At 62.7% G+C, this 16,066-nt stretch carries 7 protein-coding genes and 1 pseudogene; all 8 read right to left on the bottom strand.

Annotated elements, in window-relative coordinates; all coding sequences use genetic code 11:
* A partial coding sequence (locus A6A05_RS21885) for a cell wall hydrolase (protein ID WP_245644322.1) occupies positions 1–248 on the bottom strand: 248 nt, incomplete at its 3' end.
* Positions 249–375: 127 nt separating this feature from the next.
* Positions 376–816: pseudogene (locus A6A05_RS20325) on the bottom strand (RNA polymerase sigma factor); the annotation flags it as partial.
* Positions 817–821: 5 nt separating this feature from the next.
* Complete coding sequence (locus A6A05_RS16040) at positions 822–7,517, bottom strand: hypothetical protein (protein ID WP_068503551.1); 6,696 nt, start codon at positions 7,515–7,517, stop codon at positions 822–824.
* Between the two features lie 105 nt (positions 7,518–7,622).
* On the bottom strand, positions 7,623–10,523 hold the full coding sequence (locus A6A05_RS16035; protein ID WP_068503549.1) for an NHLP bacteriocin export ABC transporter permease/ATPase subunit: 2,901 nt from the start codon (positions 10,521–10,523) through the stop codon (positions 7,623–7,625).
* Complete coding sequence (locus A6A05_RS16030) at positions 10,520–12,655, bottom strand: NHLP family bacteriocin export ABC transporter peptidase/permease/ATPase subunit (protein ID WP_172822298.1); 2,136 nt, start codon at positions 12,653–12,655, stop codon at positions 10,520–10,522. The genes A6A05_RS16035 and A6A05_RS16030 overlap by 4 nt, the downstream gene beginning before the upstream one ends.
* A 59-nt stretch (positions 12,656–12,714) precedes the next feature.
* On the bottom strand, positions 12,715–13,968 hold the full coding sequence (locus tag A6A05_RS16025) for an NHLP bacteriocin system secretion protein (RefSeq protein WP_068503545.1): 1,254 nt from the start codon (positions 13,966–13,968) through the stop codon (positions 12,715–12,717).
* Entirely contained in the window at positions 13,968–15,299 is a 1,332-nt protein-coding gene (locus tag A6A05_RS16020; RefSeq protein ID WP_068503543.1) for a TolC family outer membrane protein, read from the bottom strand. Before A6A05_RS16020 ends, A6A05_RS16025 begins: the two co-directional genes overlap by 1 nt.
* A gap of 236 nt (positions 15,300–15,535) precedes the next feature.
* Positions 15,536–15,973, bottom strand: a complete 438-nt coding sequence (locus tag A6A05_RS16015; RefSeq protein ID WP_068503540.1) for a hypothetical protein — start codon at positions 15,971–15,973, stop codon at positions 15,536–15,538.
* Between the last annotated feature and the right edge of the window lie 93 nt (positions 15,974–16,066).

Genomic DNA, 16,066 nt, shown 5'->3' with positions numbered 1-16,066 from the left:
TCGGCCATGGGGAAGCGTCCCCGCGTCCAGGGCGGCAGCTCGGTCTGGCGGTGCCAGTGGGTGGCGCCGCCGGTCGGGTCGGCAAGGATGCCGGCCATTGCCCGGCGCGCCGTGCGCACCGCGACGCGGAAGGCGCGGTCCTCCATGGTCACCGTCAACAGGCGGTCGGGCTTGCTCCAGCAGGGGAACTGGCCGGGGCGGCGACAGATATCGGCGATGGAATTGCCCCACCAATAGCGCCCGCCCATGGTTTCGGCGTGGCGCAGGCGGTTGCAGAACTCGGCGGCCAGCCGGGCGATCAGCGATAAGGTCTGCCGCCAGACGTTCGCGGGCCCGCGACAGACGCGAGCGAACCGTGCCGATGGGCAGATCAAGAACCGTGGCAGTCTGTTCATAGGACAAGCCTTCCATGGACACGCAGACCAGGACCTCGCGCCAATCATCGGGAAGGCGGAACAAGGCGGCGTCCAGCGCCTCTATCCGCCGCCGCATTTCCAGATCGGCCAGCGGGTTGCCTTCATTGGGCAGCTCGGCCAATGCCTCTTCCGGGACATAGGTGTGCCGAAGCTGAGGGCTGCGCCGCAGATGGGTCCGCACCACATTGACGGCAATGCCGAACAGCCAAGTCGAGGGCAAGGACCGGCCCTGGAAGCTTTCGAAGCCCCGAAAGGCTTGAAGAAACGCCTCCTGGGTCAGATCTTCGGCATCGGCGCGGTCGCCCACCTGTTTCAAGATGAAGCGAAACAACCGCTGCTGGTTGGCTGAGACGAAAGCCCCAAAATCCGGAGACTTTCGTCCAAATGGCCACAGACCCATTCACGTCACCAGTTGGTCGGATCGAAGTAATCTTCGAAGAAGTCCTTGATACCCTCGGCCGCCGTCACGCCGATATCGGCCAGGTTGTTGATCAGTTGACGGGCCGCCCCATAACCCATCAAGCCCAGGTCCTTCAGGGTGTCGATAGCGACCTGAGCCGTATCGGTGATCATTCCGACTCCGGCATTGACGACGTTAGACAAGGCGATGGCGGCTCCCTCGATATCGAAGGCGGCCAACCGGGCCAAGGCTTCGGCGGCCGAACTCACCCCCTCCGAGGCATGTTTCCAATTTTGCATCACGACCTTGACCTGCGCCTCTTGAATGGCCACGCTGGCTTTCACCGCCGTCACACCGACGATGGCGCCCGGCACATTGGCGGCGGCCAAATTCAGCAACCCTTCGGCGGCATCGACCGCACCGCTTTCAATGACCGCGCTCTTCAGGTCTGCGGCTGCGGATTCGGCCGCAAGCCTGACGTTTTCCATCTTCTCGGCCGACTGCTTGAGCTGCTCGGCGGCGCCGGCAACTCCCATTTGGACCAAGCCGACCATGGCCTCGGCTGCGCCCTCCACATCGTATTTGGCCAGTTTGGCGAACATGTCTGAGACGGCCATGCCATACTCGGCGCCCATTATGGCGGCATCCATCTGAGAAACGTACATTCCTGTCATGTACTCCACAGACAATCCGGCCAATGCGTTGGTAATTCCACAGGATATACCAAGCTGGCTCAGCATTTCTATCTGAGCGTCAACCACAGCCATCTGGGCCATTTTCATGGACTCTTTTTGTTTCTGTGCGGCATCTATAATCTTTGCGCCGCTTTCTTGGGCAAAAGTATTTAGTGAATCCACCTGATTGTTGATCATTTCGCGCGCCGCGGTGGCCATGCCGACGACATCGCCCCGGATCATGCGCGACCCCATATTATTGAGGTCATGGGCGGCTTGTTTGCTGGCATGGAATTGCCTTTGCAAGGCATCACTGCCCAGTTCTCCGCCCACTTCGGAAAGCATTCCAGCATAGCCCTGCACGGCTTTGGCCGTCGCCTGAATAGCCTTGTTGTTGGTGTCGCCGAACATGGCCGAACAGGCACTCGAGACGGCCTCGCACTGAACCAGGGCTGCGGCAAGTTGGGCAGCGGCCAAGGGCGCCCCAATCGGGGTCGCGTCCAACATGACGCTCACAGCTACACCCGCATAGGCATCCGTCCAGGCCGACAGGCTGGTGGGGTCGCTGAGGATGGAGGCGCCAGCCGTTATCCCGTTCATGACATGGCCGCCCGGCCCGGTCATGGACAGCATGGCGTATCCGTTGGTCATATATTGACCCATGATATCGGCCAGAATCGGCGCGCCATCAAGACCGGCGGCAACGAGGATATCGCGGCTGACAGAGGTTGCTAACTTGTTGACGCCTTCGACGGTGGTGAGCTTGTCGGCGACGGCCAGGGTGCCAACCAGCAACTCTCCGCCATAGGCGCCGGCCAAAGCTTCCTGCACTTCTTGCAGACCGCTGGCGCCCTGATACAGAGCCGCGGCAATCATGCTCTTGGCCAGGGTGTCCGAGGTCAGCCCGGAATTCAGCCCTTCGATGGTGGCAAGAATCTTATTGACGACACTTTGTACGTTTTCTTTGGTGATGTCGCTGCCGTTATCATTGTCCGCGAGATAGGACTTAACTTCGCCCATCACCAACGTCTTGTTGGCTTCAACAATGTCGCTGATTTCTTTGTGCGCCGTCTCCGCCCAGGAGATTTTCAATGACGCCAGGTTGGACAGCGTCAACTGTGCGTCGGGCTCGTCTCCCCCACCGGTCATAACCATGCTTTTCAGCGTGCTGACGGCAGCCTCGCTATGGGCGGGAACACGGGCCAGTTCACCGAGGGCCATAACCGCGCCGCGCGGCGAGGAACCATTCGCCAATTCGGTCAGATGGTCCATGGTAATCGAGCCGGCCATCACCAGCATTGCGGTCACGACCGGCGCGCCGGGCACGTCGCTGGCCAGCAAACCATCCAGCGCGGCGGCGGCGCCGGTGACACTGCCCTTCACCAGATCGGCGACCAACGCCAGCGCGCTGCTGCTCCCGTTCTCGGCCATGTCGGTGACGTGAGAGATGGTGATCCGGTCCGCCTTGATCTCGTCCGCCATCAGAGTGAAGGCGAAGCGGGCATTGTTCTCAAGCTGGTGATCCAGCGCTGCCACAGCCGCCGCCGATTTGCCTTCAAGCTCCGCCTTCAAGGCGGTAAGGGCCTCGTCATTGCCTTTGGCGGCCAGATTGCCCAGGCTGTCCAGGGCCGCCGGCACACCGGCCGCCGCCATGGCGACCACATCGGCGGGGCTCAAGATGTCGCTGGTGAGCAGCTTTTCCAGGGCCGGGACCACATCCGGTCCGCCCTTTGGCGCCAGGGCCTTGAATTCGGTCAGCGCATCCGCCGAACCGGCGGCCGCCAGATTGCCCAGAACACCGGCCATCCCCGCCGCCCCGGCCTTGTACAGGTCGACCACGTCCGACGGCGTCAGTTTATTGCTGGTCACCAGGGATTGCACGACTGCCGCGGCGCCGGGGGCGTCGTTGGTTGCCATGTACTTCACCTGTTCCAGCGCACTGGCGGAACCGCCGGTGGCCAGACTGCCCAGCAACGACATCGTGCCCGGTGCGCCGGCGGCAGCCAAAGCCCCCAGATCGCCCACAGTCATGCCGCCGCCGGTAACCAAGGTTCTGACGACGTCATCCACCCCGGCAATTCCGTCACGCGCCAATTTCTTGATCTGGGCGATGGCTGTTCCGCTTCGGTCTTCGGTGGCCAGTTCGCTCAGCGCTTCCAAGGCCCCCTGCACCTTCTGCTTCACCAGATCGCCCAATTCGCTGATCATCAGGCGGTTGCCGTTGTTGGCCAGGGTGATGATCTGATTGAGGGCACCAGGAGTCCCCGCAGCAGCCAGATCCCCCAGGACGCCGGCAATACCCGGCGTTCCGCTGGCGGCCAGCGCTGCCACCTCGGACACCTTCATGGCGCCGCTCTTGGCCAGGGCCTCGATGGCATCGGCCACGCCGGGAACACTTTGCTTGGCCAGGATCTTGATCTGATCCATCGCCCCATTGGCGTTCTGGCTGGCCAAATCCGTCAGGACGCCGACCATGTCCGGCCCGCCCTTGGTGATCATCGATGCCACATCGGCGGCGGTCATCTTGCCCTTGATCACCATATCTTCGATGACCGGCCCGATACCCGGGGTCTGGCGCAACGCCTCGTGCTTGAGTTCGGCCAAGGCGCCAGCATCGCCGCCCATGGCGGCTTTGGTCACCAGTTCCAGCGCGCCGGGAACGCCTGCGGCGGACAGGGTGTACATCTGAGTGGGCGAGGCGCGCTTTTGATCGATCAGCGCCTGCATGATCGCCACGGCCTCGGTCGAGCCATTCAAGCCCGCCTGGGTGATGGCATCGACGGCGACGTTGACGAAGCTTCCCCGGAACTGTTTGCCTTCGGTCACGTTCAACATCACGTCGAGCTGCGATGTGGCGGCGCCCTTAGTGTCCAAGGCGACAGCCAGTTTCTGCAGCATCGGCATGATGCCGGGCACGCCTTCTCCGGCCAATTGCGCCAATACGCTCATGGGGATGGGGTTGCCCACGGGTTCGGCGGTCAAAATGGAGCGCATGAGCATGGTGTTCGGGACGGCGGTCGAGGTACACGCAACGCCGCCGCTGGTGACGATCTGCTCCAGTTTGGCCACCATGGCGGGGCCACCGACCTTGACCTTGTCGACCAACATGTCCAAGGCGCCGGGGATATTGCTGCCAACCAGTTTACCCAGGGCCGGAAGCAGGGATGCGGCCCCATTGTCGATCTTTTGGCCAATATCGTTAAGGCTGATCTTACCCGTGCTCACCAGATCCGAAATGGCGGCCAAGCCCTGGGGTGAAGATGCGGCAGAAAGGAAAGCCTCCTTCGCACCGGCCGTATCCGCCTTGACCGCATTCACCAGCATGGTCCCGGCGCCGGCTATGTTGGCATTGGTCAGATCGCCCAGTGCCTGCATCAGGCCGGCCTTGTTGGACGCCATCAAAGTGGGAAGATCGGCCAATTTGAGCAAGTTGGCCTTGGCCAGGATCGCGGCGCAGCTTCCGGCCTCGGACGCGGTGCTGGCAACCAGCTTTCTGGCGATATCGATGGCTGTCCCGGGGGTGATGATGACGGCCGACAACCGGTCGGTCGTTTTCACGGTATACTCCGCCAGGGCGGCGGCCATGCCCGTGCTACCGCTCTTCGCCAGCGTCGAGACGTCGGCGAGGGTTATCTTGCCCTTGCTGATCATGGCGCCGATGGCGCCCTCCATCCCACTGACGTGATCGGCGGACAGCTTCTTGATCTGGGTAACGGCATCGGTGACATTGGCTGCTGTGGCCCCCGTTACGAGGCCATTCACCAGACGGGCCAAAACGTCACCCATGGCGGTGGCCCCCGCCGTCCTCAGATCCCCGATGGCCGCCACGGTGATCTTGCCCTTGGACAGCAGGGTTTCGATGGACGCCCCGATCCCGGGAACATTGGCCTTGGCGAAGGCCAGAATCGTATCTTTGGCGTCGCCCACGTTGTTGACCGCCAAGGTGGCCAGCGTGGACAGAGCACCGGCATTGCCGGTCTTCGCCAGGTTTTCGATCTGATCCAGGGCACCCGCAACATTGCTGGTGGCCAGGGCGGACAGGGCGGTCAGGGCGGCGGCGCTGGTGGCCGTATTTGCCGCCAGATCGCCCAGCGACGCCACAAGGATCGCTTTGCCGGCGTCCGTCGCGGTGGAATCGGTGGCGAAGCTCTTGAGGTTGTCTGCCGTCAGCGACCCCCGCTTGACAAGCGCCTCCAGCACATCGCCCGTGTCGATTGCGCCGCTCTTGGCAAAGGTCTTGATCTGGGTAAGGGCGGTGGCATTGCCGGCAACGGCCAGATCATAAAGCGCTGTCGCCATGCCCGGCGTGCCGCTGGTGGCCATGGTTGCCACATCGGCGATGGTCAGCTTGCCCCCGGTCACCAGCCGCTCGACGGCGACAATCGCGCCGTCGGCTCCGGCTGCGGCCAAGACCTTGATTTTAGCTAGGGCACCGTCTACCGGCTTGGTCTGGGTAGCCAGATCGGCCAGGGCGGTCAACATAAGCTTGGAACCGCTGCCCGTGGCCAGTTCGCCCACATCGGCGACGGTCATCTTGCTGCCAGTGACCAGCGCCTTGACGATGTCAAGCGAACCGGCGAATCCCGACTGGGCCAGGGCCTTCACCTCGTCCACGGCGCCAAGGGAGCCGGCAATGGCCAGATCCTTCAGAATCGGCCCCATGGTGGCATTACCCTTGGCGAAGGCGATGCCGATCTGTTCGGCCGCCCCGGCGACACTGGCGGTACACAGGTCCTTCAGTGTCGTCCCCGCCGTTGCGTTGCCCTTTTGCAGCAGATCACCCAGGGCGGCAACAGAGCCGGGGGCGCCGTTCTGCGCCAGGGTCTTCAATTCGGCCATAGTGACGAGATTTCTGGTGACCAGGCTTTCCACGGCGTCAATGGCGCCGCTGGCGCCGGCCTTGGCCTGGGCCAGCAACAGATCCTTTGCCCCGGCGGCGCTCGCTGCGGTCATGCTCGACAGGATGTCCATGACGCCCGGCGCCGCATCAGACAGCAGAGTTTTGACATGGTCCAGGGTCATGAAGCTGTCCCTGACCAGCCCCTCGATCCCCACATTGACGCCCATCCTGGCCAACGCCATCGCATTGTCCACCGCGCCCGCAACGCCATTGCGGACCAGCGATCCGCACAGGGTCGTCGCCGAAGCGTTCCCCTCCTCGGCCAGCGCGGCCACCACCCGCATCATGCCGGGTTTTTTATCGACGGCCAGGTCATAGATGCTTTGGACCGTCACGATATTGGACTTGGCCAGCGTCAGCATCACATCGGGAATCCCCGGCGTTCCCTCCTTGGCCATGGCCTTGACCTGATCCAAGGCCCCCGGAGCGGCGTTGACCGCCAGGAACTGCAAGCCGGACATGGCGTCCGACTGCCCCGCCTTGGCCAGGGTCACCACCTCGGCCAGGGCGCCGCTGGTGCTGCTGTTCTTCGCCATGCCGCACAGCGACTGCATCGCTCCGTCAACACCGTGCGAAGCCATTTCGGCGATCGAGGAAATGGGCATCTTATTGGCGGCGACCAGCTTTTCCGCCAGCGCCATCGCGCCATCGATTTTGTGCTCGGCCATGTCGATGACCTGAGCCCGCAGATCCTGCAATCCTGCGGCATCCATGTGCGCCGCCCCGGCAACGATGTCGGCGGATCGCGTCTTCAGCAAATCGGCGACCATTTGCGCGCCCTTGGCGCCGGCCTGGTTCTCGCCGAAATCCCTGGCAATCTCGGTAAACGCGGCGGCATAGGCCACCTGCTTGGCCTGGGCCTCCGTCGTGCCGGCGAAGGTCTTGCTCTTCACGCTTGCGTTGACCAGATCGTCGATGGCGGTCGCGGCCGAGGCCCCCGACTGGCCGGAAGCCGCACTCTTCAGGGCTTGGCTGTTATCCACCTGGGCCATCACGGCGGCCTCAAGCGCCTGCATGTCCTGGTTCTTCTGCTGCTGGGGGGTGGAAGCGACGCCGCCCACCACGTCATCCAGATCGTCCAGGTCCAGCTTGATGGCGCCCGACTTGCCGTTCGTTTGGTCCCGCATGAGATATCCCCCCCCCGCTTGTGCTGTACTGACCGGCGTTCAGCCGCCGCTCACTTTGATCAATGAACGTCTGTGTCTAAGAACCGAAAAAAGTTCCCGACAAAGTCAGGAAATTTGCTGACGCCGGGCCATTCGCGCAAAAACGCCGCCCGCCTCCATCAATTCGCCGTAGGTTCCGGTCTCGGCGACCTTGCCCTGATCCAGAACGACGATGCGGTCGGCATCCATGACCGTGCTGAGGCGATGGGCGACGACGATGCGGGTACAGGCCAAGCTGGCCAGATTGCGGCTGACCTCGGCCTGGGTGACATTGTCGAGCGCACTGGTCGCCTCGTCCAAAATCAGGAAGGCGGGATCACGCACGATGGCGCGCGCGATGGCGATGCGCTGTAACTGACCGCCGGATATCCCCTGGGAACCTTCGCTCACCACGGAGTGCATTTTCATGGGCATGGCTTTGATGTCGTCGGCAATACCGGCCAGCCGAGCCGCTTCCCAAACCTGGTCCATACCGGCATTGGCGGTGCCGCGAATATTCTCGAACAGACTGGTGGGCATCAGTTGCGGCTGTTGCAGCACCACGCCCATCTGTCGGCGGAGCGCGTCCAGATCCAGGCCGGATAGATCACGTTGGTCATACAAGATGGCCCCAGAGCTGGGCATTTCCAGCCCCAGCAACAGCTTGACCAAAGTCGACTTGCCCGACCCGGTGGAGCCCACGATGGCCACGAATTCGCCCGGTTCCACGGCGAAGGACACGCCTTGCAGCACCACATCGCCTTCGCCGGCATAACGGAACGCCACATTGGCCAGTTCCACCGCACCGGTCATCCGGCCGGGGCTGGCCTTCTTCACCAGCTTTTCCGGGACGGCGTCAAGAATGGGCTGGGCATAGGGAAGCGATGCCAATTGCGCGGCGATGTTCAGAACCGTGGTCGCCAGGGATGACAAGGATGACATCGCCATTCCGAAGGCGGTGACGAACCCGAAAAAAGCGCCGACCGGGATCTGCTCTTTGCTCATCATGGCGATCACCGCGAAGATGGCCGCCAGCGATGCCGTATTGAAGACCGAAGAAAATACCGAAAAACCGTTGGTGACTTTGCGCACATCAATCTGCTTCGAGCGTGACAGCGAGAACAGATCGCCCCATTTCACGAAGGCGCGGTCCTCGGCCCCGGCCAGGCGCAGTTTGCGCACCGCACTAGTCAGGCTGTACATAAAAGTGCTGACCGAACCCTGGGCCTGTTCGCCATGCTTGAAGGCCCATTGCTGGCCCCACGCCGCCACGCCCATACCGGCCAGAAACAGGGCCATCAGTCCCAAAGCCGCCGGTGTCGCCGCAGGTGACAACCAGATCATGGTGACCACATTGCTGATCAGCATACCCACGGTCATCAGCGATTGATTGACGACCGTTTGCACGGAACTGACGAAACCTTCGATGGTCTGAACGCGGGTGGCGATGCTGACGGCGGGATAGCGTGCGAAGAAGCTCGCCGGCTGACGCAACAACCGGTCCCATAACGCCGCCTTCAGCCGCGTGGAAACCCGCCCCCGAATACGGGCGAAGGCAATATGCCCGCCATAGCTGATGACGGCGCGCCCCAATGCCAGGATGAACAGCGCGGCGCCAGCCTGCCACAGCAGGCCGGACATCTGGCGCGGAATCAAGATGTCGAAAATCAGCCCGGACGCCATGGCCGGCAGCGAGCCGATCCACGCACCCACCACGGCCGCCAGAAAGATGGCGGCAATGTCGTTGCGGCAATCCTGCAGCCCGAACATCAAAACCTGCTTGATGGTCAGGCGCCCGTCCGGCAGTGGCTGATAGAAGCAATAGGCGTCGCGTGCTATGCCGGCGGCCACTTCGGCGTTGACCTCCTGGCGGGTTCCCGCCACCGGATCTTCCAGCCAATAGCCACCACGTCCGTTCTCGAGAAGCGCCAGCGGGTGACCATTCTCGGCCTTGAAAGCCAGCAAGGAGCCCTGCTGTTGGGTCCACCATCCCTCGTCCAGCCGCACGGGCCGCGAGCGCAGGGACGATGCCCGCAAGATATCTTCGAGCGACGGCTCCACATCGGCCTCGGCCTGATGCACCGAAGTCGGCATTTCCGCCTTCACCCCGATGCGGGCGGCGACGGAATGAACCGCCGAGAACAGGCGCTGATTGGCCGACGATGATGATTTCTTCGGTCCGCCGCCGCCGATCATGCGGGCCAGATCACCCATGATCCGCTGCGTGTCGTTGGTAAGCCGCGCCGAACGCCGGTCAAGGCGCATCACCTCGTCCACCAAGGCGAAATTCAGAACCGTCGCCAGTGATTGCTGCGCCAGGGCCATGAAGTCGTCCAGGCAGGCCCGGAGCGTTCTGTTTCGGGCCAGATCCATGGTGGAAAGGGGGGTAATCTGCATCTGCTCGAAGGCACGGACCCAGCCGCCCGCCGCCAAGGGGAAAATGTCCATGCCGCCGGCCCCCACCGGCTGGGTATCGAACAGCACACCCTGGCCGGTCTCGGCCCGGCACCAGACTACGCCATTGCCGCCATCGATCATGGAATTCGGCTCCAGGACCATCTGCTTTTCCGCATGCACCGCCTGTTCGCGTGCAGGACGGTTCTGCAAATAGCGGATATTGGCCGACATCCAGCCGCACACCCATTGATCCACCACCTCGATGAAGCGCGGATCGGTGGCCCAGATCATGTCGATCGGACAGGGCATCCACCGCGTGCCGGGCATGGGCACGGCGATGAACTTCATCCTGGGCAGGGCCTTGGGAAGGGGAAACAACATGCCATGGGCATTGATGGTGAACAGATAACGCCGTGCCGAGGTCTGAACGCCCTTCTTATCGGTCTGAAAGGCGAAGATGTGGACGCTGCCATGGGTCACCGCCCAGGCCTTGTCCCCCGGCTCGATCATCAGCGGTTCGGTGGCGGGCAACGACCGCCGTTCCGGCGTGGCGCTGGCCTCGGGGGCGAGTTCGGGTCCGGTGTCGCTCATGCCTGTTCCGTCAACTGGCGATAAAGGCCATTGGCGGCCAACAATTCATCATGGCTTCCCATCTCCACCACCCGGCCCTGATCCAAAACGATGATGCGGTCGGCATCACGGATGGTGCTCAGGCGATGGGCGACGATGATGCAGGTGCAGCCCAGCTCGCGCAGATTGGACATCACCTTCTCTTCGGTCACGGCGTCCAGGGCGGCGGTGGCCTCGTCGAGCACCAGCACCGACGGCTGAATGGCAATGGCCCTGGCAATGTCCATCAAGGCGCGCTGACCGCCGCTGAGATTGTTGCCATCCTCGGACAGCTTGGCCTGATAGCCGCCCTGACGCGATACGATGAAGTCGTGAATGCAGGCCAGCTTGGCGGCGCCGACGATGGCTTCCTCGGTAATGGTCGGGTCCCACATGGCGATGTTGTCGCGAACCGTACCTTCGAAGATCACCACATTCTGATCGACCACCGCCGTCGAGTTGCGCAGCATGGCCCGCGGAATGCTGGAGATCGGCTTGCCGTCGATCAGCACTTCGCCGCTCCATGGCATTTCCAGGCCCGTGACCAGCTTCCCCACCGTGGATTTGCCGCTGCCGGTGCGCCCGACGATCGCGATCCATTCGCCCGCCTTGGCATCAATGGACACATCCTTGACCAGCGCCGGCTCCAGCGGGCTATAGCCGAACGCCACGTTCTGCAGCTCAAGGGCGCCGACGCAACGGCGCGCGCCCTTGGACTTTTCCTCGCGATCCGGCGAAAACTCGGCCCCTTCGGAATGGCTAAGGACGTCGTCGATCTGAGTCATGAAGGCTTGCGCGTTCTGGAGCTGCTGGCCCATACCGACCAATTGCTGCACAGGCCCCATGAAGCTGGACAACAGCGTCTGGAAGGCGGCCAAGATGCCGATGGTGATCGCCCCCGCCATGACCCGCTCGCCACCGATGACGTAAAGCGATGCGGTGGCGATGCCGTTGATGGCGGAAGGAATGGCTTGCAGCATCAGGCGACTGCGCTGCAAGGGCGCATTCAGGTTCTCCTGGCGCGCCTTGTAGCCGGTGATCCGTTCGAACAGCAGGGATTCGGTGCCGCTGGCCTTGTATTCCGAAATCATGCGCAGACCGGACGCAGCGGCCGCCGCCGTTTTGGCCTGCTGGATGACGACCGCCTGATTACGCTCGGCCAGAGTCCGGGCCATCACCGCCAGGGCCGCGAAGTTCACCGCGGCGAAAATCAGCGCCAGGCAGCCCAGATACCAGTCGAAATACATCATCAACAGGCCGAACAGGATCGCCGACGGCAAGGCCAGGATGGCCGTACCCATGTTGCCAGCCACCAGTTGCGCCAGGCCTTCGGTCTGGGAGCCGCGAACCGCCAGTTCGCTGGGGCTGCGCTGCCCGAAATAGGCAATGGGCAGCCGCAGCAGCTTGCGCACCAATGCGCTGGTCGAGCCCACCGACAGGCGGGTCTCGAACCGCAGCATGTAATAGTGCTGCAGCATGGTGAGAGCCGCGTGGAACAGCGCCGTGCCCCCCATGCCGACCAGAATCGGGATCAGCCAGTCAGCGTATTTCTTGGTCAGGTAGTAATCGACGAAAAGCTTGGTGAAATTGGGCACCAGGATGCCGGGAATCACCATGGTCAGACTGACCAGGCCGATGAAGGTCAGGATAGAGCGCGATTCCTCGAACCGCCGGCGCAGACCGGCGGCAATGGACGGGCGCTCACCGCCGGGGGTGAAATCCGGCCCCGGCGAAAAAGTCAGAACCACGCCGGTGAAATTGCGATCGAACTCTTCCCAAGTAACCGACCGGCGCCCCACTGCCGGGTCATTCAGATGGATGGTGTTGCGTCCGAATCCCTCAATCACCACGAAGTGGTTGAAGGCCCAGAAGACCACGCAGGGCAACGGCAGATCTCGCACCGCGCCCAATTCGACCTTATAGCCCTCGGCTTCAAGGCCGTATTGTCGCGCCGCCCGGACCACATTGCCGGCACGGCTGCCATCACGCGATACGCCGCTTTGAATCCGCAACTCGTCCAAGGCAACCCAGCGGCCGTAATGACCAAGGATCATCCCCAGACAGGCGGCACCGCACTCGGTGCGTTCCATCTGCTGGACCACCGGCGTGCGCACCCGCCCCCCCCTCAAGGAGGCCAGGGCCGAGGTGAGCCCCCCCACAATGTCCCCGCCCCTCATTCTGCGAACAACCGGGCAAACGGGGGGATCACCAGACCCAGAAGACGGCGCTTACGGACCACGAAGAAGGCGTCGCAGGGCGTACCGCTGTTGATGGCGGTTGCCGGCCCCTGGGACGACGTCCAGGCAAAGCCGCTGCGGGTCGGCGCGGTCTCCAGTTCGACCTTGACCGCGAAGGGGGCACCTTGCTGCGACAATTGCTTGACCAGCTGGTCATTCTTCAGGACCCGCATCATGCCGGCACTGGTGGCCGGGGCTTCCGACACCGCAATCACCTTGCCCACGATAAAGCCGTATTCGGCGGACTGGACCGAGGATGGGGCCACATCCACCCGCATGCCGATCTTGACCTCCTTGCCGCTGTCGGGCTGAACGAACACCTCGGCGATCACCCGGCTGACGGTGTTGCCGGCATTGTCGTTGCGGATCAGCGAGACCATGGGGTTGCCGACCTCCACATATTCCCCTTGGCCGTACTTCACTTCCATCACGCGGCCGGAATAAGGGCTGCGCACCTCACTGTTTTCGGTCAGCAGCTTTCTGTTGTCAGCCACCTCGGCGGTCAGTCGGATCACCTCTTCCTGAGCGTTTGTCAGTTCTTTCTGGCGCTGAACATCCTGAACTTTGAAATCGTTACGCCCACTGGAGGCATCGCTGCGCGCTGTCGCGATTTGGTTGACCACATCGGTCAGCTCTGCCTTGTTGCGCAGGACGGTTTCCTGGGCCACGAAGCCCTGCTTCAGCATGCCTTCCAGATTGTCCTGACGCTCCTGCAGCCATCGGCGTCGTTCCGACAAGGTCGCGACCCGCTGCTCCGCCGACTGAACACGGGAATCCACCGCCGTGCCCTGGGCGCTGGCAGTTTCCTTGTTGTAGCGCCGCAACAGGCTTTCGCGTTCGATGGCGCCGCGCAGGCTAGCCTCCTTGACCGAAAGCTGCATGGCCAGATCAGACTGACTGATGATGGCGATGATATCGCCCTTCTTGACCTCATCGCCCAGCCTGACACGCATATCCACCACGCGACCGCGACTGGCCAGAGTGATGTCGGCAACGCCGTCTTCCCCCAGCAGAATGCCGCTGGCCTTGACCTTCATGGGAATGTCGATCAGCGCGCTCCACACCACCGCGATGAGCACCATGGCGCCAAGGGCGCCCAGTTGCATCCATCCGGCCGACGAGGTGATCTGCATGGCCTCGTTGACGGGATCGGGGCTTTGGGTTTCGTTCAGAGCCTTATCGCGGAACACTATTCTTCACTCCCGCCAAGCCCGAACATCTTGCCCCGGACTTCCTCGTAATGGACCGTGGGGTCATAGACTTCCGTGGCAATGCCAAGTTCCCGAACCGTCATCCGCCCCATGCTGGCATACAGTTGAAAGGCACTGACCATCTCATCATGACGGGCAGTGACCAGACTCTGCCGTGCGGTGAACAGTTCCTGCTCGGCATTCAAGACATCAAGCACGGTGCGCGAACCGACCCTCTGCTCCTCGATCACACCCCTCAGGGCGGTTTCGTTGGCACGGATCTGAGTGGTGAAGGATGTCACCTTGGCCCGCGCCGATCGAAGGGCCTGCCACGCCCTGGAACCGTTTTGCACCGCCTCGCGCCGGGCCTGCTCGGCCTCCTTGCTGCGTTGCATCAAGGTTTCCTTTTGCCCCCGCACGCGGGAGTAATTAGCGCCGCCATCGTATAAGGGCACGCTAAGGGTCAGCTTCACCTCTTGTGTGCTGCTGTAGCCTCCCGCCGTCGATTCGTTCAGTCCCCGACTGTTGGTGCCGTTCAGCGAAACGGTCGGCAACAATTGTCCCTCGGCGGCGACGACCCCGGCCTTGGCCGCCTGAACATTGAAGACGGCAGCCATGATGTTCGGGTTCTGCCTTTCGATGGTCCCCCGGACTTCCTCCAGATTACCTGGGACCGGCCGAGCCGCCGAGGGGACGGTCGGGGCCTCGGGGGGGCGGCCGATGACGGTGGTGAAAATAGCCCTGGAATCCTGCAGCGCACCTTCCGCTTGGGTCAGCCCGGCTTCCGCCTGGGCCAATCGCGCCTCTGCTTGCCCCACATCGGTTTGGGTCGCCTCTCGCCCCGCGAATCGAGCCCTTACGGCCTCCACCTGGCGCTGCAGCACCCGCACATGGTTGGTGGCCTGCTCCACCAGGGCCTCATCGCGGATGATATCCAGGAAGGCGGTGGCGGCCCCAAGGAGAACGCTCTGCTCGGACGCATGCAACTGCGCCCGGCTGGCCAGCACGTTGTTTTCAGCCTGATCAATGCCCGCCAGGGTCTGCCCACCGGTATACAGCGGCTGCGAAAGGGTTACCGAATAACTCTCGGGATTGCGGATGGTATCGGTGTGAGCAAGGGTGGTGGAGTGGTACCGCCCACGCCCGACATTGCCGGTCACGTTGACGGTGGGAAACCATCCGGCGCGGGCCTGGCGAACGCCCTCATCCACCGAGCGCAATTGGGCTCGCGACGCCTGCAGACCGGGATTAGTCGCGTAGGCTGCGGCTAAGACATCCTCAAGGGTTTCAGCCCCGCCCCCTTTGATACCAAAGGATAGGCACAAAACCATGCAAACGACTGACGCCGTCGCCACTCTAACAATCACCGCCCAGCCCCCCTCAGGACATATTGACTAGTATGTAGATTAAGACCCGATAGATTGTAAGGCAATTCCGCGAATGTGAGTGAAATTGACGACCATTGATTCATGTCAATCCACACGTTACTCGCATCCCTGTGACCTGAGCGACTTCGGCTCTGGCCCCCGTGCTTGTTGTATCCGCCAGTCCTCGACAGTACACACCATCAGCCACCCCAGCGGATCGGCAAAGCGGGGATGGCCATCAACGAAGCCGAACAGGCTGTCGATGGCGGCGCCGCCGGTTGCTCGGCCGGACGACGAAGAAGGACTCGGCTGAACTCATCGCCCAGCGAAACTCCTCCCATTCGTTCGCGGAAGCGCCACCAGGCCAGGACCGACACCAGGTCCCCGCTACGGTCGGGGCTGGCATGGGCAAAGGCCGTCACGGCCTCCTTTCGCACCAAAACTGGCCAGGCGCCGTCAAGGATCAACGCCAGCAGGTCGTCAGCCAGGTCCGGCAAGGGCGTCCCCTCGGCCAAGGCGTCCAAGACGATGCCCAAGGTGGTGCCGTTGGGGCCAGCCAGAATGGTACGAAAGTCCTCGGTCAGATCAGGGTGGGCCAGGCCGGCCAGGGCGCGGGCCGCCATGAACTCGGCCAGCATGCGGGGGGAATCGCCTCATAGGCGTTAACATAGCCTGGACAGGCGGGCGTGAGCGTGATTCAAGATGGAATGACTCATCCATCATGCCCCCCT

It is taken from the genome of Magnetospirillum moscoviense, assembly GCF_001650635.1.
In the GTDB taxonomy this organism is placed as follows: Bacteria; Pseudomonadota; Alphaproteobacteria; order Rhodospirillales; family Magnetospirillaceae; genus Magnetospirillum; species Magnetospirillum moscoviense.
The sequence above is the reverse complement of the archived record's forward strand: the minus strand, read 5'-3'. Positions and strand labels throughout refer to the sequence as shown.

What these genes read in the sequence shown, in the direction of transcription:
- A6A05_RS16040 (WP_068503551.1), bottom strand. Translation starts at nt 7,517, where the DNA reads ATGCGGGACCAAACGAACGGCAAGTCGGGCGCCATCAAGCTGGACCTG.
- A6A05_RS16035 (WP_068503549.1), bottom strand. Translation starts at nt 10,523, where the DNA reads ATGAGCGACACCGGACCCGAACTCGCCCCCGAGGCCAGCGCCACGCCG.
- A6A05_RS16020 (WP_068503543.1), bottom strand. Translation starts at nt 15,299, where the DNA reads ATGGTTTTGTGCCTATCCTTTGGTATCAAAGGGGGCGGGGCTGAAACC.
- A6A05_RS16015 (WP_068503540.1), bottom strand. Translation starts at nt 15,973, where the DNA reads ATGCTGGCCGAGTTCATGGCGGCCCGCGCCCTGGCCGGCCTGGCCCAC.